Source organism: Streptomyces peucetius, from assembly GCF_025854275.1.
In the GTDB taxonomy this organism is placed as follows: Bacteria; Actinomycetota; Actinomycetes; order Streptomycetales; family Streptomycetaceae; genus Streptomyces; species Streptomyces peucetius_A.
Genome location: NZ_CP107567.1, coordinates 7915220 through 7940375, shown reverse-complemented (window position 1 = coordinate 7940375; position 25156 = coordinate 7915220). Strand labels below are relative to the sequence as shown.

Sequence of the window (25156 nt, the reverse complement as noted above, 5' to 3'; positions counted from 1 at the left end):
CTGGGTGTGGGCGTCAGTGCGGTGACACCACGGACCGCCGTCGACGAGATCGCCCGCTGGATCGAGACCGGCGAGCGCACGTACGTCTGCGTCACCGGAGTACACGGTGTCATGGAAGCCCAACGTGATCCGGTACTGCGCCACGTCCACAACACGTCCGGTCTGACCGTCCCCGACGGTATGCCCATGGTCTGGGCCGGCCACCGGGCCGGGGCGCCCTGGATGCGCCGGGTCTACGGCCCCGATCTCATGCTCGCCGTCCTTGAAAGAGCTGCCGTGCGGGGTTGGTCCTCGTTCCTGTACGGCGGTGCTGCCGGCGTACCCGAACTGCTCGGTCAGCGGCTTGGCGAACAGATTCCCGGCCTGAAGATCGCAGGCACGTACTCACCGCCCTACCGGCAGCTGACAGCCGAGGAGTCAGAGGCGGTGGTGGCCGCCATCAACGCCTCAGGCGCTGATCTGGTCTGGGTTGGCCTCTCCACGCCCAAGCAGGAGCTCTGGATGGCGGAACACCGCGGCCGACTGCAGCCGCCCGTCCTATTGGGGGTCGGCGCTGCCTTCGACTTCCACGCCGGCCTCAAGCCCCAGGCGCCGGGATGGATCCAGCAGGCTGGTCTCGAGTGGGCGTACCGCCTGATGAAGGAGCCGCGCCGGCTGTGGCGTCGCTACCTCCGCAACAACCCCTCCTATCTGGCACGCAGCACACTGCGCCCGCCACGCTTCCAAGATCCCGCCCCTCAGGAGTGATCCCCATGGAAAGCCTCATGCGTGCCCGGGTGTACGGGCTCATCAAGCGCACCCCCTTCGGCCCTTACATCAACAACTGTCCGCCGATCAGGATCGGGCCGGAGCGGCTCTATGCGTGGACCCATGTGCTGATGCAGACTCGCCACGCCCCCGGTTCAGTAGTGGAAGTCGGCTGCTCGCTCGGCGGAACGGCGATGTGGAGCGATCGCATGCTGCGCCAGGCCGGCATCCACAAGCCATATGTCGCGATCGACACATTCAATGGTTTTGTGCCCGAGCAGTTCGATGCGGACGTGGCGCTCGGCACCCCGCGTCGACTGCGCAAGTCCTTCGACTACATCTCGCTACCATCCGTGCGACGTGCGGCGCACAAGATGGGCGCCCCGGATATCCGGTTCGTCCAGGGCGACATCTGCCGTATCCCGTCCGAGCAGCTCCCGCAACAGATCTCCGCTTGCCTTGTCGATGTGGACCTCTCCCAGCCGGTGTACGCCGCACTCACCAAGGTGTATCCGCTGCTCTCCCCCAATGGCGTGATCGTTGTCGATGATTGCCCAGAAGGCGACGACTACAAGGCTCGCATCGGCTATCAGCGCTTCCTCGCGGAACAGGGCCTCCAGGAGCGCTATGTGCTCGGCATGGGCGTAGTGACCGGGCCGACTGCCGACATCGACTTCGGTTGGCTCGAGCGAACCGCGTGATGCGACGGGAGCTGCGCAGGCAGCAGGATGGCGTCCCGCGGAGTGGTGCAGGCATCCGGACCACACCGATCCTGATGCGGCCGACAGGCTGCGCGGTGGGTTGCGTCCGGGGGCTCGTCTGCGCTGTCTCTCAGGCGTGGTCAGGATCCTGCCGGAAGTCGTCGGGCGGACTCGCGCCGCGACCTGCGGTGCCCTGGGGATGCGCATCGCTACACCACTCGCCGGGACGCCATCCCGCCCTCGCCGACCTCGACTGGTTCAGCAACGAAGTCTGCCGCCTCTACGGCTTCTCTGTCCCCGGCGTCGACTACACCGACGCTGTCGAAACCGATGTCCCCTGGCCCACTCTCACCGTCTGACCCGCGCCACGAACGCCTCCGGTCGCGTCGTAAAACGAGGGTCGCGGCGCCAGCCCCGCGGTCAGCTCAGTACAGCTCCAGGGTCATGTCTGACTGCCGACCTGCGGACGGGTTTCCTGCTCCGACGACGTTGCAGGTGTTGGCAGCATGGCTTGGTCCGAGCGGGCACCGTTGGCTGTGTAGCGGTAGTAGTAGGCATTCGTTTGCGACGGTGCCATGTTCAGGACGCCTCTGAGGAGGCGTGCGTTGACGTTGGTCAGCGCCTGGACGGCCCGGCGAAGCTGCCGGGCCCTGGTGGCTCGGCACCAGGCGACGAGGATGGTGCCGTCGGCGCGCCCGGCCACTACAGCGGCATCGGCGAAGGTCATCGGCGGAAGATCCACAAGCACCCGCACCCTGGTGCTGCACCTCATCGAACCGCGCAGCGACCGCCCGCCAGTCCTGCTGCGCCAACAACTAGTCAAACCTCTTCGAGTCACGGTGAAGCCCTACCCCGGGTGTCAGTGACGGCAGTTACTGCCGGGCCTGCGGCGGCACTTCTTGCTGCTGCTACTGTTCCGGGGAAACGCATCCAGCTCTCCCCCGCACACCCGCGGCTGCCACCCCCTGGACCTTGTGTTCCGGCTGAACAGGTCGGTTGCGGCAGTGTGACGGCCTGGCGGCGTCTGCGGGACTGGACCGAGGCGGTGTCTGGCCGCAGCTGCACGAGGTACTGCTGGCCGAGCTGCGGGCTGCGGGCCGGACCTTCGCCGGTCGACCGTGTGCGTCCGGGCAGCAAGCACCACCTGATCACCGACCGGCACGGCACCTCCTTGGCCGTCTCGCTGACCAGCGGAAACCGTCACGACATCACGCAGCTGATGCCACCTGCTGGACGCGATACCCGGCATCAGCGGGACGCGCTGGCGACCACGTCAGCCGCCGGGCCGACTCTTCGCCGGCCGCGGCTACGACAAGTACCGCCGCCTTCCGCGAAGTGGATCCAGTAGGGCCGCCCCATTGACCCCGGATACGACGGCGTCCCATCGCGGAGAGCGACCCGGATCACGGCATGGCCGACATCCTCGGTCACCTGCGGGAGGCCGGCGCCGCCCGCGTGGCCTCCCATCCTGGCCCGAACCCGACGCCTGGACACAGGACTGCGAGCCCCTCTACCGCCAGTGGTGCGCCGGGACCGGGCAGGCTTCCAGGCGGGACGCCGGGCGGTCACGGATGGCCCCGAGTCCGCGTGCACCGTGGCACGAGGAGTGCCAGCCCTCCCCGGCACCCAGCGGTTGACGAGCCTCGGCGGTCGCCCCCGGGCATGGAGGTGGGGTGCATCACGCACGTCCACACCCGACGTAGCGGGCAGCCCAGCCGGCATCGGCTGGCGCCTCTTCCGCCTCGCCGGGAACCACACCAAGCCCGACGCGCGCGTTTCCCGGCCTGGCGAGATACGTTCTACCCTCGGCTGCAGGTGTCCCCGGAGGCCTTCACCACGTTGGGACAGTGCGTGCCGGTCGCGGCGCGTCCACCTGGCCGACCGGGCCGTACCTCAGGAGAGACGTATGGACTACTACGATCTCGGCACCCATACCCGCCCCGTGACGACCTCCTCCCCGTCCGCGCAGATGTGGTTCGACCGCGGGCTGCTCTGGTCGTACGGCTTCCACCACGAGGAGGCCGTTTCCTGCTTCGAAGCCGCCGCCGCGGCGGATCCGGACTGCGCGATGGCCTACTGGGGCATCGCCTACGCCCTCGGTCCGAACTACAACAAGCCCTGGGAGTTCTTCGACGGCGAGGATCTGGCGCGCACCGTCGGGCGTACCCACGCGGCCGTCGAACGCGCGCACGAGAAGGCGGCCGGCGCCACTCCCGTCGAACAGGCCCTGATCCAAGCGTTGCGGTACCGGTACCCGCAGGCGGAAGCGGTCGAGGACTGCTCGGTGTGGAACGAGGCCTACGCGGACAGCATGCGCGCCGTGTACGAACTCGCTCCCGATGACCTCGATGTCGCCACACTCCACGCCGACGCACAGATGAACCTCACGCCCTGGCAGCTGTGGGACCTGCGGACCGGGCTGCCCGCGGAAGGCGCCCGCACGCTGGAGGCCAAGGCGGTCCTCGAACGGGCGATCAGCACCGGGCCCGGGAAGAAGCACCCCGGCCTTCTGCACATGTACATCCACCTCATGGAAATGTCCCCGACCCCCGAGGCCGCCCTGCCCGTCGCGGACCGGCTCCGCGGTCTCGTACCCGACGCCGGCCACCTTCAGCACATGCCCACACACCTGGAGGTGCTCTGCGGGGACTACCGGCGTGTGGTGTCGGACAACAGCACCGCGATCACCGCCGACGAAAAGTACTACGCACGGGCCGGCGCGATGAACTTCTACACCCTGTACCGCTCGCACAACTACCACTTCAAGATCTACGGTGCGATGTTCCTCGGCCGGTCGGCAACCGCCCTGGAGACCGCCGCACAACTCGAAGCCTCCATCCCCGAGGAACTGCTCAGGGTGCCCAGTCCGCCCATGGCCGACTGGCTGGAGGGCTTCCTCGCCATGCGGGTGCACGTACTCATCCGCTTCGGCCGCTGGTCCGACATCCTGGAACTGCCGCTGCCCGCCGACCCGCAGCTGTACTGCGTGACCACCGCGATGCTCCGCTACGCCCGCGGCGTCGCCTGCTCGGCCACCGGCCGGATCCCCGAGGCGGAAGCCGAACGCGAACTGTTCCGTGAGGCCCTCTCCCGCGTACCCGAGTCACGCACGCTTTTCAACAACACCTGCGTCGACATCCTCGCGATCGCGTCGGCGATGCTCGACGGCGAACTGGAGTACCGCAAGGGGAACCACGAGGCCGCCTTCGCCGCGCTGGAGCGTTCGATCGCACTCGACGACAGCCTTCCCTACGACGAGCCGTGGGGATGGATGCAGCCCACCCGGCACGCGTACGGCGCCCTGCTTCTCGAACAGGGGCGCGTGGAAGAGGCGGAGGCCGTCTACCGGGCCGACCTGGGCCTCGATGACACCCTGCCGCGTCCTTCACAACACCCCGGCAACGTATGGTCGCTGCACGGATTCCACGAGTGTCTCCGGCGTCTGGGCAAGACCGCGGAAGCGCAGATCGTGGCCCAGCAACTGAAGCTGGCGTCCGCCATGGCGGACGTACCGATCAACGCGTCCTGCTTCTGCCGTTCCGCAGCGGTCGCGGGCGCGGCGGACGGCGGCTGCTGCTGACGGCCCGCGGACAGCGGCCGCACACGTACTCCGGCGTCCGTCCGGGCCGTCTCCTGCGCGGTTGTGCCTTCTTGGCCACCGGCTTCTACAGCCACCGGCCGCCTTTCCGGCGTCGCGGGAAAGCAGGTTGTCACCGGTGAGGTGGCATGGATGGTTCAGCCGCGTGTCCCCGTGTCCCGCCAGAACGCATCGACACGCGCATTCCATTCGTCCGGCACTTCCTGGAAGGGCTGGTGTGCCTCCTCCTCCATGACTTCGAACAGGGCGTCCGGGATCCGTTCGGCCACGGCGCGGCAGAGCGGCGGACGCGCGGTCGTGTCGCGGCCGCCGGCGAGGACGAGCGTCGGCGCTGCGATCCGCGGCAGGCGGTCGGTGGTGTCGTGGTCGATGAAGGCATCGAGAAACCGCTGGACATCCTCGACCGCCTGCTTGTGGGGGAAGGCGAGCACCTCCTGGATGGTCTGGTCGACGCTTCCGTCGTTGTGCGCCCGCGCTGTGTAGATGTCGAGATAGAAGCCCTCAAGGAACGCGCGCTCACTCGGAGCGACCGCCACCAGCCACCGGATGAACCGTGCCCAGGAGCGCAGGTACGGGTCCATCACCGGCCATGTGCTCTGCAGGACGAGGCTGCGCACCAGCTCCGGGTGGCGGAGCGCCAGCTCCTGGGCGATGATGCTGCCGCCGGAGAAGCCCGCCACATGTGCAGAGGAAACGTCAACAGCCCGGAGAAGCGCGGCTGCGTCGTCCGCCATCATCTCCACGGAGACGGGACCGTCAGGCATCGCGGTCCGGCCGGCCCCCCGGTTGTCGAAGGCGATCAGACGGTAACGGTCCGAGAGCCCGTCGAGCTGGAACTGCCACGATTCGACGGTGTCGCCCAAGCCGCCGATGAGCAGGACGTCCGGTCCCTGACCGACCTGTTCCGTCCAGATATCGAGGTCACCGGCGCCAACGTGCTCACCCATGGCCAGCCGCCTTCCTGTCGGCCCGGCAATTTCTCCATGGCTCCATCTTCGCCCGGTGGCCGACCGTTGCAACCGCGCCGGCCCGGGCGGCGCTACGGTCGGATCTCGTACACGGGGTTGAACGGGGTCTGCGCTGCTCGGCGGAACCTGGTGAAGCCGGTGCCCCTGATCACCTCGCGGATCGCGGACTCCCTTCCTTCGCCACGTTCGACTGGCAGTCGGTCCAGCCGAAGACGCTCAAGCGGATGCCGGTCGGCGAGACCACCGTCATGGTCGTCACCGTCGTCGCCGTGGTCGTCACCCACAACCTCGCCGTCGGCGTGGTGCTCGGCTCGATCACCGCCATGGTCATCTTCGCCAAGCCGGTCGCCCACCTGGGGTTCGGCCACGGCAGCCACTACTGCCTGGGCGCTCCGCTGGCGCGGCTGGAGATGCAGCTCGCCCTCACCAGCCTGTTCAGCCGGTTCCCGAAACTCGCTCCGGCCGACCCCGCGGCTGAGCCGAAGTGGATGGAGGTCCCGTTCCCGGCCTTCCGCGGCCTCGCGGAACTGCCGGTCGTGCAGGACCCCGCACCGTGACCGGCAGCGGAGCCGTCGTCTCCCAGCGCAGTCGGTTCGGACCTCCGAGCAGGCTCACACCGCCGACGGCGGCGTCGCCGTCCCGCCCCTGACGACCTCCACGATCGGCATGGGTCCTGTGCCCGCTCTGGGGCGGCGCGTTGGGGTGCAGAGGTCTGCAACTACGGTGTGCTGCCACCGCACTCCCCCACTGCGGTGCCAGAGCAGCACGCCGGGCCGTCAACCCGCGTCATGAGCAGGGAGGTAGGCGCACGCCATGAGGCCTTGGACCACACAGTGGCCGGGGCCGCGCACCTGGACGGTGGAGCTGCGGCCCGAGCCCGGCGGTCCGAGGTTGCATTGCCGTCGCGGCCGCCCGGCGGGCGGGCATCTGACGCTGCATCCGCGCGGCCGGCCGCGCCGGCTCGTCTGGCAGGGGTGTTCAGGGCCACACGCCGGAGAAGTCGAGCTCGTGGGCCCACTCCGGGTGGTCTATCAGCGGGTTGCGATTGCCCTGGATCTCGGCGATCGCGGCATTGCGGTGCAACTCGTACTCGCTCACCGGCTCGCGGTCGTGCCAGGAGAGCAGCACCGGCAGCCGCTCCTCGGGGAACTCCCGCGCGGCATCACCGATGAGTCCGGGGTAGCGCAGCAGGAAGTACAGGGTGGCCCTCGCGACGGCGCCCTTGCCTTTCTCGGGCTCGAATCCCACCGCCTCGCGCATTCCGCACTCGTGCCGGACGGCCTCCTCGAAGCCCGGGAAGTCGACGTAGGGGAAGTTGCCACGGAAGCTGTTGCATCCCACCTCGCAGGCGAAGAGGTGGTGGAGGTCTCCCCGCATGGGTTCCTTCTTGGCGAACCACGACTGCGGGACGACGTGCTCGCAGTTGAAGGGCATCGACGCCTCCAGGGCGTCGAACTCCGCCGCCAGTTCGGCGGGCCCCGCGGTGCTCTCACGCACCAGGAGTTCCTCCAGACGTGCGATGCGGGCGGTCTCGACGGCGGCGTCGGAGCGGATGAGCTCCTCGGCCGTGAAGGTCCTGCCGGAGTAGATGCTGCGCAGCCGGCCGTCCTTGTGCAGGTCGACCCACGGGTACACGAGACGGATCGGCTTGTAGGCCGGCCTCGGCGCGTGCGTGTCCTCCAGCAGCCGGGTCAGTGCCGTGCGCAGCGCCGTGCCGTCACCGGTGCGGGCCCCCGCGTAGTAGGCGTCGCGTGCGGCCTTGTCGGCGGCACGGTCGAGGTACGCACGCTCCTGTCCGAGCCGGAAGTTGACCAGGGCCGCGTCGACGTCCCTCTCGACCGCGAGAGCGGCACCCGACTGCCCGTGCGCGTCTGTTGCGGGCGGGGCGCCGGCGGGCGCCACGGCGGCCCGGCCGGCCGGCTCAGGCCCTCGCCTTGCGCCGTCCGCCGGGCCCAGGGAGACCCTGAACCGCAAGGGGACCGTGAAACGAACGGCGTCCTCGAAGAGGAACGTTCCGTCCCCGGCGACGCCTCCGCCGGGCACGGCCATACCGACGCCGGCGGCCGCGACAGACTCGCCCGCCGTGGCGCCGTCGGGCGAGGACGGGGCCACCGAACGGTGGGAGGCGGCCATCGGCGGCGGTGCGGCCGGGGCGGTGAACACCTCGTCCCGCAGTCGTGCTTCCCCTCCGGTGAGTGTGATCTCGCGCAGCGCCTGCAGGACGCGGCTGATCCGCACACCCTCATTGGCCTTCCAGGCGATCCGGTGCTCGCCCGTCTCCGGTGTCCATACGCCTCCGCCGACGCTCAGCGGCCTGTTCGCCGCGTCGGTCACGGGAACCGCCGAGTGGTGCAGCGCGACGACCTCCCACTGGTCGTTGAACACCGGGGACCCCGACGACCCCTGGTCGGTGTCGGACGCGTAGTGCAGGAACCGGTCCAGCAGGTCGACGACCTGGTTCTCGCGGAGCGCGAGTTGTTTCGGCTCGCCCCGCGGGTGCTGGATGACGTTGACGAACTCGCCGAGAATGACCTTTCCCTGCGCTCCGCTGAGGGGCAGCCATCCGAACGCCGAGAGCGGATCGCCCCGTGCGTTGCGCTGTGCCACCGCGACGAGGCTGAAGTCCAGGGCCCGCTCGGTCACGAAGAACCGCTGGGGCTCCAGCGGGAACACGACCGGGGTGAGTGCTTCGCCGTCGGGCCCCGCCTGGAAGTTGAACGCGACGACGCTTCTGCCCGCCGTCTCCCTGCTGCGCAGCACATGGTTGTTGGTGAGCAGCAGGGACGGGGACACCATGAATCCCGTGCCGTGGCCGCCTCCCGGTCCGGCGGTGGTGATCCGTCCCACCGGGCGGGCGGCACGTGTGCCGTCCTCCAGGAACGCGACGGGGGTGAGGTTGTTGCGCCCGATGAGCCGTTCCAGCCCCAGGACATCGGCGTCGAAGCTGCCCGGGGGCAGGGGCAGGGTGCTGCCCGCGGTGGCGGCCGGCTCCGTGGGGGAGTTCTCGATCGCCCGGGCCAGGGACCAGTCGGCACCCAGCCGGGCCAGCCGTTTGCCGACCCGTTCCGGCTCGTCGGCGTACAGGACGCCGCGATCGTCGAGCACGGACCGGGTGCGCTCGCGTTCCGCGGTACGGTCCGTATAGCGCCGCGCTGCCGCCTCGAGTTGTGACAGGTAGTCCGCTTCCGCCTCGGACACGCGTTCTGATATCGCCATGGTCCGGCCTCCTCGCCCGCTTCCCGTGATGTCTCAGTCGTCCCGCCCGGGCGGCGGCATCCGCGTGCCGCCCCGGCACCCGAAGAAGGAGGCGTTCGGGCAGAAGGCGTCGAAGCCCATCCCGAACCGCGCGAAGGCGCTCCAGGCCGCGCCGCGGACCTGTTCGTACTCCTCGGCGGTCAGCGGGCCACTCTCGTTCCTCATCGCCTTGAAGGCGCTGAGGACGGCGTCGCGTGCCATGAGGAACGACGGGTCCTTCGGTGTGAGCTTGAGACCGTCGACGACGGCCTGCCAGGTCAGGCGGTAACCCCGCGTCTTGTCACCGAGCGCGGCGGAGACCTTGCGGGTCACCTCCATGAGCGCCGCGCACCAGATCTCGCCGACGTCGTGGACCTCCTGGTACGTCAGGTCCTCGTTGCCGGCGCCGGAGATCTCTCCGGGGCCCTTGCCGATGTCCCCGAAACTGCCGGGGTACCGCGAGTCGTAGGGCCGCTGCCGGATGCCTTCCGGCCGCCCGACCACCCAACTGCCGGTGACCACCCGCTCGTCCGAGTGGGAGAAGTTCCGGGTGGTGAGCGCGAAGTAGTCTCCCCAGCCCTCCCCCATCGCCTGGGACTGCTCCTCCTGCAGGCCGTTCGCGTCGAACAGGCCGCCCACGAGGCGGTTCGTCACGCCGTGGACGAACTCGTGGAACACCACGTCCGCGTCGTTGGCCGTGTGGCGTTCGCGGCCGCCGCTTCTGACCAGGCCCATGTTCATCACCGCGGCCAGCCCGTCCGCCCGTGTCGACATGTTGGCCGTCCCGAACACCGGCCCCGGGTGCGCGAAGGCGAGGACGGGATCGGCGCCCTTGCCCAGCCCGGTCGGGTTCGTGGTCTGGAAGTTGCCGTGCTCCTCCGTGAAGCCGAGCGTCATGAAGAAGTCGTGCATGTAGTTGCAGAAGTAGAAGATGTTGGTGACGAACTGCTCGGGCGTGTCCTCCCGTGCCTTGAACACGCCGTTGCCGGCGTTGTCGAGCGTGATCCGCACGGGTTGCCGGCTCGTCCCGTTGAGGGCGCGCACATTGTTGCCCTCGGTCGTGAGGCTGCCGTTCTGCGGCTGGGTCCAGGCCATGAACTCGGGAGGGAAGCCCGTCGGCAGGAGGGTGGGATAGTCGCTCGCGGGCAGCGGGAAGGGCACCTCGGCGAAGGTGCTCTCGCCCGGGTTCTGCCGGAAGACGTGTCCGGCGACCGCGTGGTCGGTGGTGTCGTAGAAGTAGAGGATCTCCGGCGCGCTGATGTCCGCGGTCCGGTCGTCGGCCTCGACGAGCGCCTGGTACTGGGCGGCCAGGTTCTCCCTGGAGAAGACGAACAGCCACGTCAGCCGGACGTGATCGCCCATGTTGAGGTACACCAGCCGGGCCGGGACGGGCTCCTCGAACGGTCCCTTGCTGAACGTCATGGGCTGGTCGTTGCGCGGCTGGTGCGACAGGCGCTCGAAGCCCTCCGAGAGGTCCAGAGGGGGGAGTTCGTCCGTGCCGAAGGGGCTCTCGAGCGTACGCGGCTCGGCGGCCTTCGCGGCGGCCACCCGCAGAGCCGTCTCGGCCAAGACCGCCGGCTTCGCCGCCGTGTCCGCCGGCACGCTCGCCGTCTGCCCGACGATCCGGTCGACCCGGCCGCCCTCGTGAAGCCACACCTTCGGCGACATCGCCCACACCTCGATGCCGTTGAGCGTCTGCCGCAGGCTCACCACCCGCATGCCCTCGCTCGTGGTCGTCACCGCCGGATCGGCCTCGAATTCCACCGGCTCCTCGGGTGCGAATCCGATCATCTCCGACACCGAGGTGAGGTAGGCCTTGGCACGGGCGATGTAGTCGGCGTCCGAGACCGCGCGGGTCTCGTCCTGTGCGGCGAATCCGGGAGCGTCGGCCGTGCGCAGCTCGCCCAGGTGCCCGGTGAAGCGGTTCAGCTTGCCGTGCTGGGCTGTGCGGGTGGCGTCGTCCGGGCCGGTCGACTCCAGGAAGGCGTCGGCTCCCTCCACCGCGCCCAGGCGGTCGTAGGTCATGTCCCGTTTGTCGATGAGTGCGCTCATGGCGCGTTTCCCCTGTCCAGAGCGTTCGAAAGAGCGTCAAAGACCCGCGAGGGTCAGCGCGGCCACCGCGACCGTGCGGGCGATCGAGGCCGCGTAGTCCGTGTCGTGGTCGCTGTCGAGAAGGGTGTCGCCCGGCCTGTGGTACTGCCGGGTGCCGGTGGCCGGCCGGGTGTCGTCGAAGAAGTTCTCGCAGACGGCGACGGCCGCCCAGCCGCGTTCGTGGAAGCTCGCGTGGTCGCTGCGGCCCACGGCCGGATCGGCGGCGCCCGTGAGCTGCTGGACCGTGAAGTCGGGGGCGACAGCGGCACCGGCCTGTGCGACGAGGTCGGCGAGTGTGTCGGAGGCGCCCGCAACCGGACCGGGAACGAGGGAGCCCGCGTGGATCTCCATCGTCCGTGTGCCGCCCCGGAAGCCCGCGATCATGTCCATCTGCAGGACGCCGGCGATGTCGTCCCCGGCCGCCGCGGCCGCCCGCGCGTAGGCCTTGCTGCCGACGAGTCCCTGCTCCTCGGCGTTGAACAGCACGAAGCGGAGGCCGCGTGCCGGCGTCCGGCCCGAGGCGACCAGCGAACTCAGGCACTCCGCCGTCGCCATGACCGCCGCTGTTCCGCTGCCGTCGTCGTCCGCGCCCGGTGCCGGATCGACCGCCGGGTCGTACGGGCGCGGGCGGCCCGCGGAGTCGAAGAACTCGCCCTCGGCCCCGGTCGAGTCCAGGTGAGCGGTGACCAGGACGACGGCGTCCGAGGCCCCGCCCGCCAGCTCGGCCTCCACGTTGGAGAGCCGGTGCCCGCGCCAGGTGAACGTGTGCCGCCTGACCTGCAGACCCAGCGCGTGAAGCCGTCCGGCGAGCGCGTCGACGACCCGCTCGTTGTCCGCGCTCGACGCGTCACGGCTGCGCACCGTGAACGGGCCGTCCTCGACGAGCGGATCGACGCCGGAGATACGGGCGACATGGGCCCGCACGGCCGACGGTGTCACCGCCGCGCGCACCGCGTCGACCGTGTCCTGGGACGGTGCCCCGGGGGCGAAGGCGGCGGCGAACCGTTCGGCGAGCGCCTGACCGGGCCGGGAGACAAGAGCGGGGTCGGGAAGCAGACGCTCGATGTGCCCGGGCCGGGCGCCGGGGATGTGCACGTTCTCGACCGGGAGACCGGCAGCGGCGGCTATGTAGACGCCGCCGGGCGCCGGACCGAGCGAGGAGACCGGCGGCCGCGATCCGGAGAGTTCGGCCAAGACGAAGGCGAACGCCGCTGCCGCGCGCATGGCCGTCTCGGCCGTGGCCCTGGACGACGCCGAAGCTTGGGCGAAGGCCTCCGGTACGGAAACCGGACGGTCGTCACGCACGAGGAAGGCGGACGTCTCCTCCACATGACCGCGGAGGTCGACGGCGAACCCGCTCTGCTCGACGGCGCGCACGCCCCGCGCGGTGGCCATGGCGAGGACGAGCCGGTCGGACGCCACGTGCACCGGCACGACCTCGTCGAGGTCCGCGACCGCCTCCGGCCCGGCCGGGGCCCGGTCCTGCGGCGCCTCCATCCTCGCCCAGTAGACCGGACGGCCCTCGACCGCGGCGAGGGTGAAGACCGGGTGGGCGGCGGTGCGCATCCCCGCCTCGCGCGCGAACGCGCGCTCGCCGGGATCCTCGCCCACGAACACGCAGTCGCCGGCTGCCGCCCCCGCGCTCGTTACGGCGTCGTCGAATACCGCCCGGCTGTCCTTGGCACCCCAGTGGACCAGTGCCTCGTCCGCGAAGCGGCCGCCGAACGCGGCTTCGAGCGCGGCCGCCGCGTTCTCGCGCGCGGTGGTTGTCGGACCCGGGTCCGACACGATGCCCTTGCGTACCTGCGCGAAGGAATCGAGAACCTCGACGACGCGCGGGCGCGGTTGAAGGGTCAATGAGCCGTCGGCTGCGACGCTCACGTCCGCGAGTGTGGCACCGACGTCGAAGAACAGTACGGGCATCTCGGCGTCTCCAGAGAAGAACACGCCTTCCGGTGAGGACTCCAGCGGCTGCAACTCAGGGGGCATCCGCTCGCAGTCCCCGATATCTCCACTATCCTCGCGGCTGCGGATTCCTGCATCCGGGCCCGTCCGTGGCCCCGTCCCTGGCCCCGTCGCGACCGGAGCGCCGCGTGCCGGACTGTCGGCCGGCGTCACGATCGCCTGGCAGCCGACCGTTCGGCCGGCTCCCGGCTGTACGTCGGGCCGACGTGTCGCAGCGGTGCCCGGTGCGGACGTCGCTCCACGGCGTCGGCGGTGCTGAAGGCAGGCAGGGCGAGGCGGGCAGCGAGGCGCAATGTCCTTGCGGGACCAGCGTGTTCGATGCTCGGGACCGGGTCGTTGCGTCGGGTCGCACCCGCTGACCGGCCGAGGCGGTCGCTGATGACGTCCCTGGGCTCCCCGTGTCGGCGCTCTGGTCCCGGCCCGGGGAGCCGCCGGGTTCCGGTGGGGGTTCTGTCAGCCGGCGGGTGTTGTTCACGGCTGCGGACCGGGTGTCCGAACAATCCGTGCCGCGCTGAACTGGGCCCACGGTGCCGGCGTCCGGCCCGGGAGACGGGTCGCGGCACGAAGAGAGGTCGTTGGATGGTCAAGAGGGCGAGCGTCGCCGTGGTGGCCGCCGGGCTGGTCGTGGTTCTCGGCGGCTGCGGGGGCGGGGGCGGGGGCGGGGTGCAGGAGAGGGCCGAGGCATCGGGCAAGGAGCCGGCCGGGGCGACACCGGAACGGCCGTCTGAGGACCTGGTGAAATGGGTCGGCGGCATGTGCGAGTCGACAGCCGTGCTCGAGAACCTGCGGACGGACAGCGCCGCGGACCTGAAGGAGATCCGGGACTCGGACGAGACCGATCTGTTCGCCGAGGCCCGCGCCGTCGGCTACCTCTCCAGGACACCGTCGGCGGTGGAAGGCGTGGAGAACGACCTGGCGGACCTCGGCCTGTCGGGTGTTCTGGCGGCCGACCGGCTGCTCGACGCCTGGCTGAAGAAGGTGACGCGTGTCGTGACCGAACTCGACGGGGTGTCCCCTGGTGCGGCGTTCGGCGACGCCGAGGGCAGTGTCGCGGACGTCGACAAGCTCGTCCAGTCGCTCACCGAGCCGGAGCCGGACCTGCTCGCGCTGACGAAGCGGGACCCGCGGCTCGCGGCCGCGTACGAGCGTGCGGAGCAGTGCGCGCCGGGCCGACAGCCCGAGGAGGAGGCGGCTGCGCCCACGCCCGGCTCCACCGGGCCACTGCCCGGGGCGGCGGACGGCGAGAACACCCGCGCGTGTGCGGACGGCGCGTGCGAGGTCCTGGTCACCTCCACGGCGGACATCACGGCGAACGGGGTGAACGTGCATGTCCTGGTGGCGGACGACCACGTCACCTTCCGGACGGCGGGCACCCTGATGCAGCTCGGTGGCGCGGGCGGTGAGGCCGGGTTCGGGGACGAGCTGAAGGCGATCGTCGTGGCGCACAACAAGGACGGCGCCGTGCTGAGGTTCAGCATCCCGTGAGCGCCGGTGGCGGCGGCCCTCAACGAGGCGCGCACACCTCCTCATAGCCGAGTCGCGGCAGGTGGTCCTCCCATTCGGTGCGGGTGAGGACGCCGCCGGTGCGGTCGCAGACGTAGTCGGCCGCGCGGTCGCTGTCCAGGGTCCACAGCCGGGTCGTCAGGTCGTAGCCGGCGGAGGCGAGGGTGTCGCCCCGCGGGCTGAACGCGACGGAGGTGACGGTGTCCAGGTGGCCGGTGAGTTCGTGGCCGGCCGTCTCGGCACGGGCCGGGTCGGTCACGTCCCACAGGCGCACCGTGTGGTCGCCGCTGCCGGTGGCCAGCGTCTTCCCGTCCGGGGCGAAGGCCACGGACCTGACCGCTCCGCGGTGCTCGGCCAGCTCCGTGCCCACCGGGCGTACGCGCTCGGGGTGTTCCACGTTCCACAGCCGCACCGTGCGGTCGTCGCTGCCGGTCGCCAGCGTCTTCCCGTCCGGGGCGAAGGCCACCGCGTTGACCTTCTCGTCGTGCCCGCTCAGGGCAGGGCCTGCCGGGCGTGGCCGTGTCCCGTCGCCCACGTGCCACAGGCGTGCGGTGTCGTCCTCGCTGCCGGTGGCGAGCATCTTCCCGTCCGGGGCGAAGGCCACGGAGGTGACGGCGTCCGTGTGGCCGCGCAGCGGTGCGCCGAGCGGGCGTACGCGGTCCGGCGTGCGTATGTCCCACAGGCGCACGGTGTCGTCGCGTCCGCCGGTGGCCAGTGTGCGGCCGTCCGGGGCGAACGCGACGGCGAGGGTGCCGCCTTCGTGCGCGTGCAGCGGCTTGCCGAGCGGAACGGTACGTTCGGGCGCGGAGACGTCCCACAGCCGGACGGTGCCGTCCTTGGAGCTGCCGGCGACCGTGCGGCCGTCCGGGGCGAACGCGACGGCCAGCACCTCGTCCTGATGACCGGTGAGGATGCGCGGTATCCGGCGCGGGCGGTCCGGTTCGCCGACGTCCCACAGGCGGATCAGCGCGTCGGTGGTACTGGCGGCGGCGAGCAGGCGGCCGTCGGGGCTGAAGGCGACGGCGGTCAGCGGGTTGGTGAAGTCGGTGAGGACGGTCGGCGGCCGGTGCCACACGAGGACGCTGCCGTCGGCGCCGGTGCTGGCGAGGGTGCGGCCGTCGGGGTGGAAGGCCACTTCCCACACGGACTCGGTGTGGCCGGTCAGCGGCTCCCCGAGCTGCTGCGGGTATGCGGGGTTGGCCACGTTCCACAGCAGGGGCGAGTCATCCTCGCCCGCGGTCGCCAGCGTCTCGCCGTCGGGGCTGAAGGCGACCGACATGACGGGCGCGGTGTGCTCGGTGAGCGGTTCGCCCAGCGGCTCGAGGCGGCCCGGGTCGGAGGCGTCCCACAGCCGTACGGTCTCGTCGAAGCCGGCGGTGGCCAGCGTCCGGCCGTCCGGGGAGAAGGCCAGCGTCCAGACGGCGGCGGTGTGCCGGCGCAGTGGCCTGCCGAGGGGGGCGATGCCGTTCTCGCCGAGCCGCCACATCCGTACGGTGCCGTCGAAGCCGGCGGTGGCCAGGGTGTTCCCGTCCGGGGCGAAGGCGACGGCGCGGACGCTGCCCGTCTCGGACGCGTCGGCCTCGGCGGGGTCGCCGAGCGGCGTGGGGCGGGCCGGGTCGCTCAGGTCCCACAGCCGTACGGTCCCGTCGTCGCCGGCGGTGGCCAGCGTCCGGCCGTCCGGGGCGAAGTCGGCGCAGACGATGTTCTCCCGGTCGTGGCTCACCAGCGGCCGGCCGGTGGTGCGGGGCCGTTTCCGGTCGCGTAGGTCCCACAGCTGGATGGCGCCGCCTTTGCCGGTGGCCGCGAGCAGGCCGGTGTCCGGCGGGGAGAAGGCGACCGCGCCGACCGGTCCCGTGCGCAGGCGCAGCGGCTGCCCCAGTGGCCTGTCCGTGCCGGTGTCCCACAGCCGGACGGTGCCGTCGTGGCCGCCGCTGGCGAGAGTGCGGCCGTCGGGCGCGTAGGCCACGGAGGTGCCGACACCGTCGTGGCCGGGCAGCCGGGCGGCCAGTACCCGGCCGGCGTCCGAGGCCAGCCGGGTCTGCAGGTCGGGGGTGGAGCGCATGCGGTGCGCGGCGACGTCGAGGCGTGCGGCCAGCCCGGCGTGGGTCTCGCGGACACGGTCGGCCTCGGCGGTGAGGCGGCCGAAGACGGCGTCGTCGCGTTCGGCCTGTGCGGTGGCGCGCGCCTGGAGGGCGACGACGGCGGTGCCGGTGGCGAGCAGCGCGAGCGCGGCGAGGACGGCCACGATCGTGCGGCGCAGTCGCAGCGCGCGGTGCCGGCGGCGGAGCGAGGCGGTGAGGAACTGCCGTTCCAGCGCGGTGAGTTCGTCGCTGGGGTGGCCCTCGGGTGCGGTGGTGTGCGGGCGGGCGGTGTGCCGGGGGAAGGCGTCGCGGGCGGCGTGCAGGCGGGAGCCGGCGTAGAGAGCGGCGTTCTCCCGGCCGAGTGCCTGCCATGTGCGGGCGGCCTCGGAGAGCGAGCGGTGGACGCGCAGCCGGTCGCGTTCGGCGTCGATCCATGCGCGCAGGCGGGGCCAGGCGGTGATGAGGGCTTCGTGGGCGAGGTCGACGGTGCCGTCGTCGAAGGTGATGAGGCGGGCCCGGGCCAGGCGTTCCAGTACCACGCGGGTGTCGGCGGGGCTGCCCACGTCAAGTTCGGCGTGGTCGGTGGGGCGGTGGGTGTCGGGTGTGCCGTCGCCGGGGGTGACGAGGCGGAGCAGGATGCGGCGGGCCAGGTCGGCCTGCGGCGCGGTGAGTTCGCCGTACACCTGCTCGGCCGTGCGAACGACGGCGCCGTGCAGCCCGCCGGCCGCCTCGTACGCGGTCTCGGTCAGGGTGCGGCCGCTGCGGTGGCGCCAGGTCTCCAGCAGGGCGTGCGACATCAGCGGCAGTCCGCCCGGGGCGCCCTCGACCTCGTCCAGGAGGCGGTCGGTCAGGGAGCGTTCGACGATCAGGCCGTCCGCGGCGGCCGGGCGGACGATGGCCTCCCGCAGCTCGGTGCGGCTCATCGGCCCGGCGAGCAGCGTGGCGTTGTGCAACGCGGCGGTGAGGCCGGGGTGTTCGGCGCAGCGGCCGAGGAAGTCGGCGCGCACCGCGATGACGACGCGCAGCCGGCTGCCGGCGTCGGTGGCGGCGACGAGGCGGTCGATGAAGGTGTCCCGGTCGGCCGGGTCGGCGCCGAGGGTGTACAGCTCTTCGAACTGGTCGACGACCAGCCAGGTGTCGGCGTCCGTGCCGGGTACGGGGACGAGCCGGTCGGCGTGCGTGCGCAGCGGGTCGGCACCGGGGGTGAGGATCCGCACGGCCGCGGGAGTGGCGTCACGGTCCGGACCCGCCGCGCCGTCGGGCGGGGTACGCAGCAGGGGGATCAGGCCGGCGCGTAGGAGGGAGGACTTGCCGCTGCCGGAGGGGCCGAAGACGGCGGTGAAGCGGTGCTTGCGGTTCAGTTCGGTCAGCCGCTCCACGAGCTGGTCGCGGCCGAAGAACAGTGCGGCGTCGCCCGGTTCGAACCGGGTCAGGCCGCGGTAGGGCGGCCGGGAGGTCTCGTCGGCGGCGGCCTCGGCGGCCGCCTGGGCCGACGCCTCGCGCCAGCGCCGCTCCCACTCGATCACGTCGCCGCCGCACGCCTTCACGTAGGCGAGGGTCACCGCGCGGGTGGGCAGCTGTTTCCCGGCCGCCGCCTGCGACAGGGTGGTCACCCCGTACCGTGCCCGCTGGGCCATCGTCCGGTACGTGGGCCTGCCCGCCGACTCGCGCAGCGCGCGCAGTGCGGCGGCGAACCGGGGTACCGGTCCGGCCTCAGGATCCAGCTCGCCCTCGGTGCGTCCCGGTCCCGGCTGTCCCGACACGTGGCCGCCCTCCCCCTCGTCCGCCCCGGCCGCCGCCGGGCCATGCACTCACCCAGCGCGTCTACCCGTGCGCCCACGGTAGGCAGTTGCGGCGGCGGCCGCAATCGAACCTGCGGTGTATCGGCAGGCAGGGCAGGGCGGTTCACTCGATCTTCACGTTTCCTCCCGGCCGGGCCGTCCGGTTCACGCCGCAGGGCCGTCCGGTGCCGGGCCGTTCGGTGCCGGTCGTCCGGTGCCGGTTGCTCGCTGCCTGGTTGTCCGGTGCCGGTTGTCCGGTGCCGGTTGTCCGGTGCCGGTTGTCCGGTGCCGGTTGTCCGGTGCCGGTTGCTCGCTGCCTGGTTGTTCGGTGCCGGGAGGGGACCTGCTGAACAACGGCGGGCGGCGGTCGAATGGCCAGGGACGTGGCCAGGACGGGCCCTGGAGCGGTCCGAGCCCCACGAGGGGAGGGTTCCGGGCCGCCCCTCGTGCGCACATGCGCGACAGCTGAAGGAGAGTCATGAACAGAAGGCTTCGTGCGCGGCGCCTCGCCGTGGGGTGCGGCGTGGACCTGTCGCAGTGGCACACCGTCGCCGTCGAGTGGAGAACCCCGGGCCATCTGCGCGGCTTCCTCGACGGCCGGGAGTGGTTCCGTTTCGCCGGCGGGGCGGACGCGGACCGCGACTGCGACTGCGTCCAGTGCGCCCCGTCCGTGCACCGGACCATCCCGCTCGACAACCTCCACGGGAACGACCTGCGGAGCGCTGTCCACGAAGTGGACCGGGCCCGGGCCCACGACCTGCCGGACGACAACGAAAGCGTGAGGTGATCCGTCATGCAGAGCTCCGCGAATCCACTCGGTCCGCCCAGTGCGTCCGGCCCGCCCCAGGCGGCGCGCATGCCCGGGGTCCTCATCTTCGTTCTGGTGATCGTCACCGTGCACGCGCTGGGCGCCGTCTTCGGCGGCTGGGCGGTCCTCGACGAGAACCAGAGCAAGCAGGAGCACGGGCAGGACCTGCTCATGCCGATGGGCATGGCCTGGTTCCTGGCGCTGTTCTGCTGGGGGCTGGCGGCGCTCCAAATCCTGTGCGTCGTACTGGCGCGCAAGCGCCGCGTCTGGGTGCGTGTGGTGCTCATCGTGTGCCTGTCCCTCGCGGCGCTGGGGACGGTCTTCGCCTTCATCGGCTCGCTGGCCGCCGGGGCACCGGGCCTCGGGGTGTTCGTAGTCGCCTGCGTCGACGTGGCGGCCCTGTGGACGGTGAGCGGCGAGACCGGCCGCCAATTCTTCTCCGTACGCGCCCCGGCGGCCACTTCACGTCCGGGGTTCCCGGCATGACCTACCCGACGTACGAACCCGACCCGTACCGGCCGCCGGAGCCCCCCGAGCCACCCGGGAGCGCGGCGCCGTGCGACCCGGTGGCAGTGGCACTCGGCAACGCCTCGCTGTTCGGCATCGGTTATCTGCTGCTGGGGCACCGACGGGGGGCCGCGATCGCCGTGCTCGGCACGGGCATGCTCCTCAACCTCACCGCCTCGACCGCCGCGACCTGGTGCGAGATCCTGCTGCTCCTGTGGTGGGCGGCCGGTGTCGTCCACGGCTGGTTCCTGGCACGCCGGCGCGCGGAGCACCTCGTACGGCGCGGGCAGCGCGCGGGCGCACTCGCCGTCACGGTCGCGGTGCTGCTGACCGCCGTGCTGCTGCGCTTCGACGCGTACGGGATCGAGGACCGCGTGAACGAGGCCCGCGAGGCCGGCGACTGCCGGGCGGCCGTGGCCGCGCAGGGCGAGGTGTGGGCCGGCCACCGCCTGGCGGGCGCACCGGTGGTCGAACCCGGCGACGCGGTGGTGGAGGCGTGCCACCGGCTGGAGCGGGCCGCGTCCACGCTGGCCGCCGCCGGACAAGGCGGGGAGATCGAGGAGCTGGAGCGGGGTTTCGGCATCCTCGCCGGTGTTCTGGGCGAGCCCGGCAACGAACAGACCGTCAGGGCGGTCCTGGACACCTTCCTCGCCGGTTTGCCCACCGAGGACCCCTGCGACACCGCCGACATCACCGGCTGGCTCCGCGACCGCGAACCCACCCGTGACGTACTGGACCGGTCCGCCGGCACCGCGGCGCGTACGGAACCCGCGGCACTGGCCGGATGCGGCGACCAGCTGATGGGCAAGGACGACTGGCAGCAGGCACGGGCGCGTTACCAGCACGTCCTTGACGTGTACCCGCACGACTCGCGCACGGGCGAGGCACGCAGCGGCGTGCGGAAGGCCACCCTCGCCATCGAGCTGGACACCGTACGCCGCCTGGTCGAGGACGCGTCGGACGCGGAGTCCGGCTACTGCGACACGCCCGCCAAGTACAGCGGTGCCCCGCCCGTCCGCAAGGGGTCCAACCGCGCGCTGTTCCTCGGCGACACCGAGTACACCGCCCAGCTCCCCGGCGCCTGGCGCACCGGCGATGCGGCCAGGGCCGCGCTCGTGGTGTGCGCGGACACGGCGGAGAACGGAACGGCCGTCGAGACGTGCTCCTACGAGAACAAGAAGTCCCGGTACCTCCCCCACCAGGTGACCTTCCACAAGGTCAGGATCCCGCTGAAGGTGTACGAGCTGCGCACCGGCAAGCGCGTCGACCCGCGCTCGGTGCAGATCAGCGGCCGAAGCTGCCCCGACGTCCTGCACTACGAGTACTACATGTACGACCTGGGGCCGGGCGACCAGCTGGTCGCCACCGCCAAGTCCGGTGTGCGCGACGCCTTCCGGCCGGTCGTCGGACGATGACCGCAGGCCCGCTTACGGCCGGCCCCGGGCGTGCTCCCGGGCCGGGGCGGCCCGGCTGCGCCCCTGGTGGGGTGGGCTCTTCACCGGGCCCGGGAGCGGAGATCGATTGTCAGTGGTGGGTGAGAAGGTAAGAGCATCAAGCCGGGAAAGAGGGGGAGCTGATCATGTCCGGAACCCAGAACTACATCAACCACGTTGCTCTTGTGCTGGATGCCAGTTCGTCGATGTCGCGCCTGAGCGGCAAGGTCGTCGAAGTGGCCGACCAGCAGATCGAATACCTTGCCCGCCGGTCGAGGGAACTGGACCAGGAGACCCGCGTCACGGTGTACGTCTTCGCCGACAAGGTGGAGTGCGTCATCTACGACAAGGACGTGCTGCGGATGCCGTCCCTGAAGCAGCTGTACCGGGTCGGTGGGATGACGGCTCTGCTGGCGGCGGCGTTGAAGTCGCAGCGGGAGCTGGCGCAGACGGCCCAACTGTACGGCGACCACAGCTTCCTGACGTTCATACTGACCGACGGGCAGGAGAACGCGAGTCATCGCTGCCCGGATGCGCCTGCCAGGGATCCGCGGGAACTGGTCGAGGCCGTGGCCGGGATGATCGACACTCAGGAGGACAACTGGACGCTGGCCGTCCTTGTGCCGGACCAGATGGGCAGGCGCGAGGCCATGCAGTGCGGTTTCCCGAAGGACAACATCGCCATCTGGGACGCCACGAGCACGCAGGGTCTGGAGGAGGCCGGGCAGGTCATCCGGCAGGCCACCGAGAAGTTCATGGTGGGCCGTTCCCGGGGCATCCGGGGATCGCGGGCGGTGTTCTCCACGGGTGCGGAGACGGTCAACAAGGACACCATCAAGGCAGCCGGTCTCACCCCGGTGAATCCGTCGGAGTACCAGCTGATTCCGGTGGCCCGTGACGCAGCGATCCGCGACTGGGTCGTCGAGTGCGGACACACGTACCGAACCGGTTGCGCGTTCTACCAGCTGAGCAAGTCGGAGAGGATCCAGGCCCGGAAGAAGATCGCGGTGCTCGAGAAGAAGACGGACCGGGTGTACTCCGGGCCGGAGGCCCGGGCCCTCCTCGGCCTGCCGGACGCGGAAGCGCGCGTCAAGCCGGACCACAACGACGACTTCACCATTTTCGTGCAGAGCACCAGTGTGAACCGGAAGCTCGTACCGCACACGCGGCTGCTGCTGATGACCTGACACCCGGGACGTTCCCGGCGGGTCCCGGCGTTCGCCGCCGTGCTCCTTGGCCGTGCACCTGCACAGGGACGCTCACGGCCAGGAAGCAGGCCGCAGTGGCTCGGCACCTCGCCCGCTCCCCCGGCCGGCGCCGTCCACCAGCCACCGGCCGGGTGAGGCGGACTGCTGCGGGATGTGGCGTCAGGGGTCCTGTTCGCGCTCGCCGGCCGTGAGTGCCCACGCCTCCGGCGCTCCCAGGTCGTCGTAGAGCCGGCTGCGGCTGCGGGGATCGAGTGTGGTGGAGACGGCGGCCAGGACCGGCCCGCGTCGTCATGCGGCCCGGCTTCCAGTGTGGCGCGCACGATGAACGCCCGGACGGCGGGCGGCAGGGACGGCAAGGTCGGTGAGGGCCTCCTCGGGAGTGCGGGACGCCTTGAAGGCGGAAAAGACCGTGGCGAGCTCGGCGTCGCCGCACCCCTTCCACAGGGCGGGCATCGCCACGGTCTCCTCCGCATGCAGGTGGCCCAAGTAGGCGCTGATGAGCTCGTTCACGGCCAGATAGAGGCCGTGCCGCGCGTCCAACAGCGACGCTGCGGGCGTCGTCGGCAGTCGGCGCGCCCGGTCGTCCAGTGCGGCGAGTGCCGCATCAAGGCGCACGTGCTCGGTGTCGAGGGCGTCGGCTGCATCCACCCGCTCCCGCAGCAGCGGGTGGATGCAGCGGTCCTCATGCTCGGCGTGTTCACGCAGCTCCTGAGTCATGGCCAGGCAGCGTTGTGCCACGCGCCCGGCGCAGCCGGGCTCTGCGGTGTCCGCGGGCGGCGGCGCTGACCAGCTGCGCGAGCATCGGAAAGAGGCCACCCGGCATGTCGATGTCCTCCTGGAACTCGCCCAGGATCGCGGCGAGCGCGCGGGCGTCGACGTCGTCGGCGTTCAGATGGCCCCCGACCTGCTGGAGGGCGAGCTGGGCGATGCCGAGCAAGGCGCGGACGCGGCCCAGGCGGGCGCGGGAGCGGCCGGTCACCGGGCGGTCGCGTTGCTGGTGGCGATCAGGACGGCAACCGTCTCCCAGCCGTGGTGCCAGGCAAAGTCGAAGCGGAAGGCGTGTTGACCGAACCAAGTGCGAAGTTTTCACAGGTCACAGACTTGTCTGCTAGCTTCCCCGCATACTTGCACCAAGCAGTCCCGAGACGGACTCAGCCGCGTTCGTGCTGCCCGAGATCGGCAAGCTGCACGAGACGGGTGATCCGTGGGAGCCGCACCGCCTGATGGACCCCGCAGGATCACCGGTGGAGCCCGTCACGCTGTACTTCAAAGGCAGGCGGCGCACGGTGCGCTCGCCCGCGTTCGGCTGGACGAAGCCGCCGGGACCCGCGTGGAAGGTGTAGTTGATCGCCTCGGACTGTTGTCGGCCTTGTCGACCGCGCGCACCTGGAGGGTGTGGGTGCCGTCGTTCGGCGGGGTGACGGAGATGGCCTTGTCGGCGGTGGAGCCGCTGGTGGCGACCTTGGTCCAGGACACGCCGTCCAGCGACCATTCCAGCCAGTTGTGGTCAGCCGTCGGCGGGGTGACCGTGAACGTGCCGGGCTGGCCCGCGCCCTTGACCCACTGGCCCGTCGGATAGTCCGTCGAGGTGATCGCCGAGGGGGCGGAAGATGGAGAAGCCCCATGTCCGTCAACCGCCGCGCAGCCACCGCCTTCGCTCTCCTCGCCACGCTCCAGGCAGTCATCGGCACCGTCTTCACCGCCACCGTCGACCGCGCCTACGGCGCACCCCTGTTCTGGAGCGCCACAGTCAGCTTCGCCGTGGCCTGGTACTTCCAGCGCAAGGCGGCCGACGGGCGCTGACGGCGTCCACCACCTGCTGACTCCGCTCCGTTGCCCTGGTGCCGACTCATGTCGGAGTCGGCTCCGATCCGTGCTGAGCGGGGGCTTTGTTGGCGCGGGTTGAGAAGCGTCTGCACGCCCTCCTGAGAATGCCCGGGTCGCCGGAATGAGAGTCAGCACCGCGCACCTCTTGGGCCGGTGAACGTCTGGGGGCAGCAGCGACGGGCTGCACGGAAGGCTCCGTGCGGCCCGTCGCTGTGGGCGGTCAGGCGCGACGCCTGCGATGAACACGATGAACGCTCCCACGCAGAAGCAGGCAAAGGAGCACTGCACATAACGATGCTTGCGCCGGGCGATCTCGCTCATCTTGATGAGCTGTCGGCTGAGCACCGGCAAGACGTCGGTGTGTTGCCCCCGCCGTGACCTCACCCCATAGGCCCGGCTCGCCCACCCCACGCCCTTCCGCCGCGGACACCACCACCCACCACGGTGCGGCCGCGCGGCCACCGAAGGATCAGAAGTGCGTTCCCGGGACAGCGGACCGGAGTGGGGTGTACCGCCCCATGAAAGCCGTGGCCGTCGCATGCACCGCCCCACGACAGTGACCACGCCCTCACTCAACGCCCGACCAGCGGAAACATCCAGACCTGACGTACCGTCACTGTCACCCCTCCACTGACACCAACCCGGCACATCGCAACCGGACCGCGCGAGACGGGCTTCGAACCGTTCTGGACCCGCACGGCACC

Annotated in this window: 18 protein-coding genes and 4 pseudogenes; 13 read left to right on the top strand and 9 right to left on the bottom strand. The window is 71.1% G+C overall.

The annotated features are described in order from the left end of the window. The first annotated feature begins 6 nt into the window (after positions 1-6). From OGH68_RS35620 to OGH68_RS35610, 3 genes and pseudogenes are all read left to right on the top strand, one after another. Positions 7-747, top strand: a complete 741-nt coding sequence (locus tag OGH68_RS35620; RefSeq protein WP_264249726.1) for a WecB/TagA/CpsF family glycosyltransferase — start codon at positions 7-9, stop codon at positions 745-747. 5 nt (positions 748-752) lie between these two features. Next, positions 753-1448: a TylF/MycF family methyltransferase gene (locus tag OGH68_RS35615; RefSeq protein WP_264249724.1), complete on the top strand. Its 696-nt coding sequence runs from the start codon at positions 753-755 to the stop codon at positions 1446-1448. A 239-nt stretch (positions 1449-1687) separates the two neighbouring features. After that, positions 1688-1807 (top strand): annotated as a pseudogene (locus OGH68_RS35610) (hypothetical protein); the annotation flags it as partial. 83 nt (positions 1808-1890) lie between these two features. Here OGH68_RS35610 and OGH68_RS35605 read toward each other — a convergent pair. Next, positions 1891-2175 (bottom strand): hypothetical protein, encoded by a 285-nt coding sequence (locus tag OGH68_RS35605; protein ID WP_264249722.1) that lies wholly within the window; start codon positions 2173-2175, stop codon positions 1891-1893. A gap of 249 nt (positions 2176-2424) precedes the next feature. On the opposite strand from OGH68_RS35605, the pseudogene OGH68_RS35600 reads away from it, so the two are divergent. Together OGH68_RS35600 and OGH68_RS35595 are read left to right on the top strand one after the other, a co-directional pair. Continuing rightward, positions 2425-2866, top strand: a pseudogene (locus tag OGH68_RS35600) (transposase); the annotation flags it as partial. A gap of 488 nt (positions 2867-3354) precedes the next feature. Beyond that, positions 3355-5028 carry a tetratricopeptide repeat protein gene (locus OGH68_RS35595; RefSeq protein WP_264249720.1) on the top strand — a complete coding sequence of 558 codons (1674 nt, stop codon included), beginning with the start codon at positions 3355-3357 and terminating at the stop codon, positions 5026-5028. Between the two features lie 155 nt (positions 5029-5183). Here the strand turns inward: OGH68_RS35595 and OGH68_RS35590 are convergent, their stop codons facing one another. Further along, positions 5184-5993: an alpha/beta fold hydrolase gene (locus tag OGH68_RS35590; RefSeq protein ID WP_264249719.1), complete on the bottom strand. Its 810-nt coding sequence runs from the start codon at positions 5991-5993 to the stop codon at positions 5184-5186. A gap of 194 nt (positions 5994-6187) precedes the next feature. Between OGH68_RS35590 and OGH68_RS36260 the strand changes: the two are divergent. Beyond that, positions 6188-6571, top strand: a pseudogene (locus tag OGH68_RS36260) (cytochrome P450); the annotation flags it as partial. A 421-nt stretch (positions 6572-6992) separates the two neighbouring features. Here OGH68_RS36260 and OGH68_RS35580 read toward each other — a convergent pair. The 3 genes from OGH68_RS35580 to OGH68_RS35570 are packed head-to-tail and all read right to left on the bottom strand — an operon-like array spanning position 6993 to position 13262. Next, positions 6993-9230, bottom strand: a complete 2238-nt coding sequence (locus OGH68_RS35580; protein ID WP_264249717.1) for an endonuclease — start codon at positions 9228-9230, stop codon at positions 6993-6995. 33 nt (positions 9231-9263) lie between these two features. Beyond that, the gene (locus OGH68_RS35575) at positions 9264-11300 is read right to left on the bottom strand and encodes a M36 family metallopeptidase (protein ID WP_264249716.1); all 2037 of its coding nucleotides are present in this window, start codon (positions 11298-11300) and stop codon (positions 9264-9266) included. Positions 11301-11336: 36 nt separating this feature from the next. Further along, entirely contained in the window at positions 11337-13262 is a 1926-nt protein-coding gene (locus OGH68_RS35570; protein ID WP_264249715.1) for a M28 family metallopeptidase, read from the bottom strand. A 621-nt stretch (positions 13263-13883) separates the two neighbouring features. Between OGH68_RS35570 and OGH68_RS35565 the strand changes: the two genes are divergently transcribed. After that, positions 13884-14789, top strand: a complete 906-nt coding sequence (locus OGH68_RS35565) for a hypothetical protein (RefSeq protein ID WP_264249713.1) — start codon at positions 13884-13886, stop codon at positions 14787-14789. A 19-nt stretch (positions 14790-14808) separates the two neighbouring features. Here the strand turns inward: OGH68_RS35565 and OGH68_RS35560 are convergent, their stop codons facing one another. Then, positions 14809-18651: a WD40 repeat domain-containing protein gene (locus OGH68_RS35560; RefSeq protein ID WP_264249712.1), complete on the bottom strand. Its 3843-nt coding sequence runs from the start codon at positions 18649-18651 to the stop codon at positions 14809-14811. Between the two features lie 496 nt (positions 18652-19147). Between OGH68_RS35560 and OGH68_RS35555 the strand changes: the two genes are divergently transcribed. From OGH68_RS35555 to OGH68_RS35540, 4 genes are all read left to right on the top strand, one after another. Beyond that, positions 19148-19456 (top strand): hypothetical protein, encoded by a 309-nt coding sequence (locus tag OGH68_RS35555; RefSeq protein ID WP_264249710.1) that lies wholly within the window; start codon positions 19148-19150, stop codon positions 19454-19456. Between the two features lie 69 nt (positions 19457-19525). Further along, positions 19526-19963, top strand: coding sequence for a hypothetical protein (locus tag OGH68_RS35550; protein WP_264249708.1), 438 nt, complete (start codon positions 19526-19528; stop codon positions 19961-19963). Next, positions 19960-21399: a hypothetical protein gene (locus OGH68_RS35545; RefSeq protein ID WP_264249707.1), complete on the top strand. Its 1440-nt coding sequence runs from the start codon at positions 19960-19962 to the stop codon at positions 21397-21399. Before OGH68_RS35550 ends, OGH68_RS35545 begins: the two co-directional genes overlap by 4 nt. Before the next feature lie 164 nt (positions 21400-21563). Then, the gene (locus OGH68_RS35540; RefSeq protein ID WP_264249706.1) at positions 21564-22604 is read left to right on the top strand and encodes a vWA domain-containing protein; all 1041 of its coding nucleotides are present in this window, start codon (positions 21564-21566) and stop codon (positions 22602-22604) included. Positions 22605-22913: 309 nt separating this feature from the next. Here the strand turns inward: OGH68_RS35540 and OGH68_RS35535 are convergent, their stop codons facing one another. Together OGH68_RS35535 and OGH68_RS35530 are read right to left on the bottom strand one after the other, a co-directional pair. Next, the gene (locus OGH68_RS35535; protein WP_264249705.1) at positions 22914-23342 is read right to left on the bottom strand and encodes a hemerythrin domain-containing protein; all 429 of its coding nucleotides are present in this window, start codon (positions 23340-23342) and stop codon (positions 22914-22916) included. Next, positions 23323-23604 (bottom strand): hypothetical protein, encoded by a 282-nt coding sequence (locus tag OGH68_RS35530; RefSeq protein ID WP_264249704.1) that lies wholly within the window; start codon positions 23602-23604, stop codon positions 23323-23325. Before OGH68_RS35530 ends, OGH68_RS35535 begins: the two co-directional genes overlap by 20 nt. Positions 23605-23788: 184 nt before the next feature. Here OGH68_RS35530 and OGH68_RS35525 point away from each other — a divergent pair, with 184 nt between their 5' ends. Beyond that, positions 23789-23968, top strand: a complete 180-nt coding sequence (locus OGH68_RS35525; RefSeq protein WP_264249703.1) for a hypothetical protein — start codon at positions 23789-23791, stop codon at positions 23966-23968. On the opposite strand, the pseudogene OGH68_RS36575 reads toward OGH68_RS35525, so the two are convergent. Then, positions 23893-24233: pseudogene (locus OGH68_RS36575) on the bottom strand (hypothetical protein); the annotation flags it as partial. The gene OGH68_RS35525 and the pseudogene OGH68_RS36575 overlap by 76 nt on opposite strands. A gap of 15 nt (positions 24234-24248) precedes the next feature. On the opposite strand from OGH68_RS36575, the gene OGH68_RS35520 reads away from it, so the two are divergent. After that, on the top strand, positions 24249-24428 hold the full coding sequence (locus OGH68_RS35520) for a hypothetical protein (RefSeq protein ID WP_264249701.1): 180 nt from the start codon (positions 24249-24251) through the stop codon (positions 24426-24428). The last annotated feature ends 728 nt before the right edge of the window (positions 24429-25156 follow it).

Coding starts and splice junctions, on each gene's coding strand:
- OGH68_RS35545 (WP_264249707.1), top strand. CDS start 19,960: ATGACCTACCCGACGTACGAACCCGACCCGTACCGGCCGCCGGAGCCC.
- OGH68_RS35605 (WP_264249722.1), bottom strand. CDS start 2,175: ATGACCTTCGCCGATGCCGCTGTAGTGGCCGGGCGCGCCGACGGCACC.
- OGH68_RS35570 (WP_264249715.1), bottom strand. CDS start 13,262: ATGCCCGTACTGTTCTTCGACGTCGGTGCCACACTCGCGGACGTGAGC.
- OGH68_RS35595 (WP_264249720.1), top strand. CDS start 3,355: ATGGACTACTACGATCTCGGCACCCATACCCGCCCCGTGACGACCTCC.
- OGH68_RS35590 (WP_264249719.1), bottom strand. CDS start 5,993: ATGGGTGAGCACGTTGGCGCCGGTGACCTCGATATCTGGACGGAACAG.
- OGH68_RS35615 (WP_264249724.1), top strand. CDS start 753: ATGGAAAGCCTCATGCGTGCCCGGGTGTACGGGCTCATCAAGCGCACC.
- OGH68_RS35520 (WP_264249701.1), top strand. CDS start 24,249: ATGTCCGTCAACCGCCGCGCAGCCACCGCCTTCGCTCTCCTCGCCACG.
- OGH68_RS35535 (WP_264249705.1), bottom strand. CDS start 23,342: ATGACTCAGGAGCTGCGTGAACACGCCGAGCATGAGGACCGCTGCATC.
- OGH68_RS35565 (WP_264249713.1), top strand. CDS start 13,884: ATGGTCAAGAGGGCGAGCGTCGCCGTGGTGGCCGCCGGGCTGGTCGTG.
- OGH68_RS35580 (WP_264249717.1), bottom strand. CDS start 9,230: ATGGCGATATCAGAACGCGTGTCCGAGGCGGAAGCGGACTACCTGTCA.
- OGH68_RS35540 (WP_264249706.1), top strand. CDS start 21,564: ATGTCCGGAACCCAGAACTACATCAACCACGTTGCTCTTGTGCTGGAT.
- OGH68_RS35575 (WP_264249716.1), bottom strand. CDS start 11,300: ATGAGCGCACTCATCGACAAACGGGACATGACCTACGACCGCCTGGGC.
- OGH68_RS35550 (WP_264249708.1), top strand. CDS start 19,526: ATGCCCGGGGTCCTCATCTTCGTTCTGGTGATCGTCACCGTGCACGCG.
- OGH68_RS35555 (WP_264249710.1), top strand. CDS start 19,148: ATGAACAGAAGGCTTCGTGCGCGGCGCCTCGCCGTGGGGTGCGGCGTG.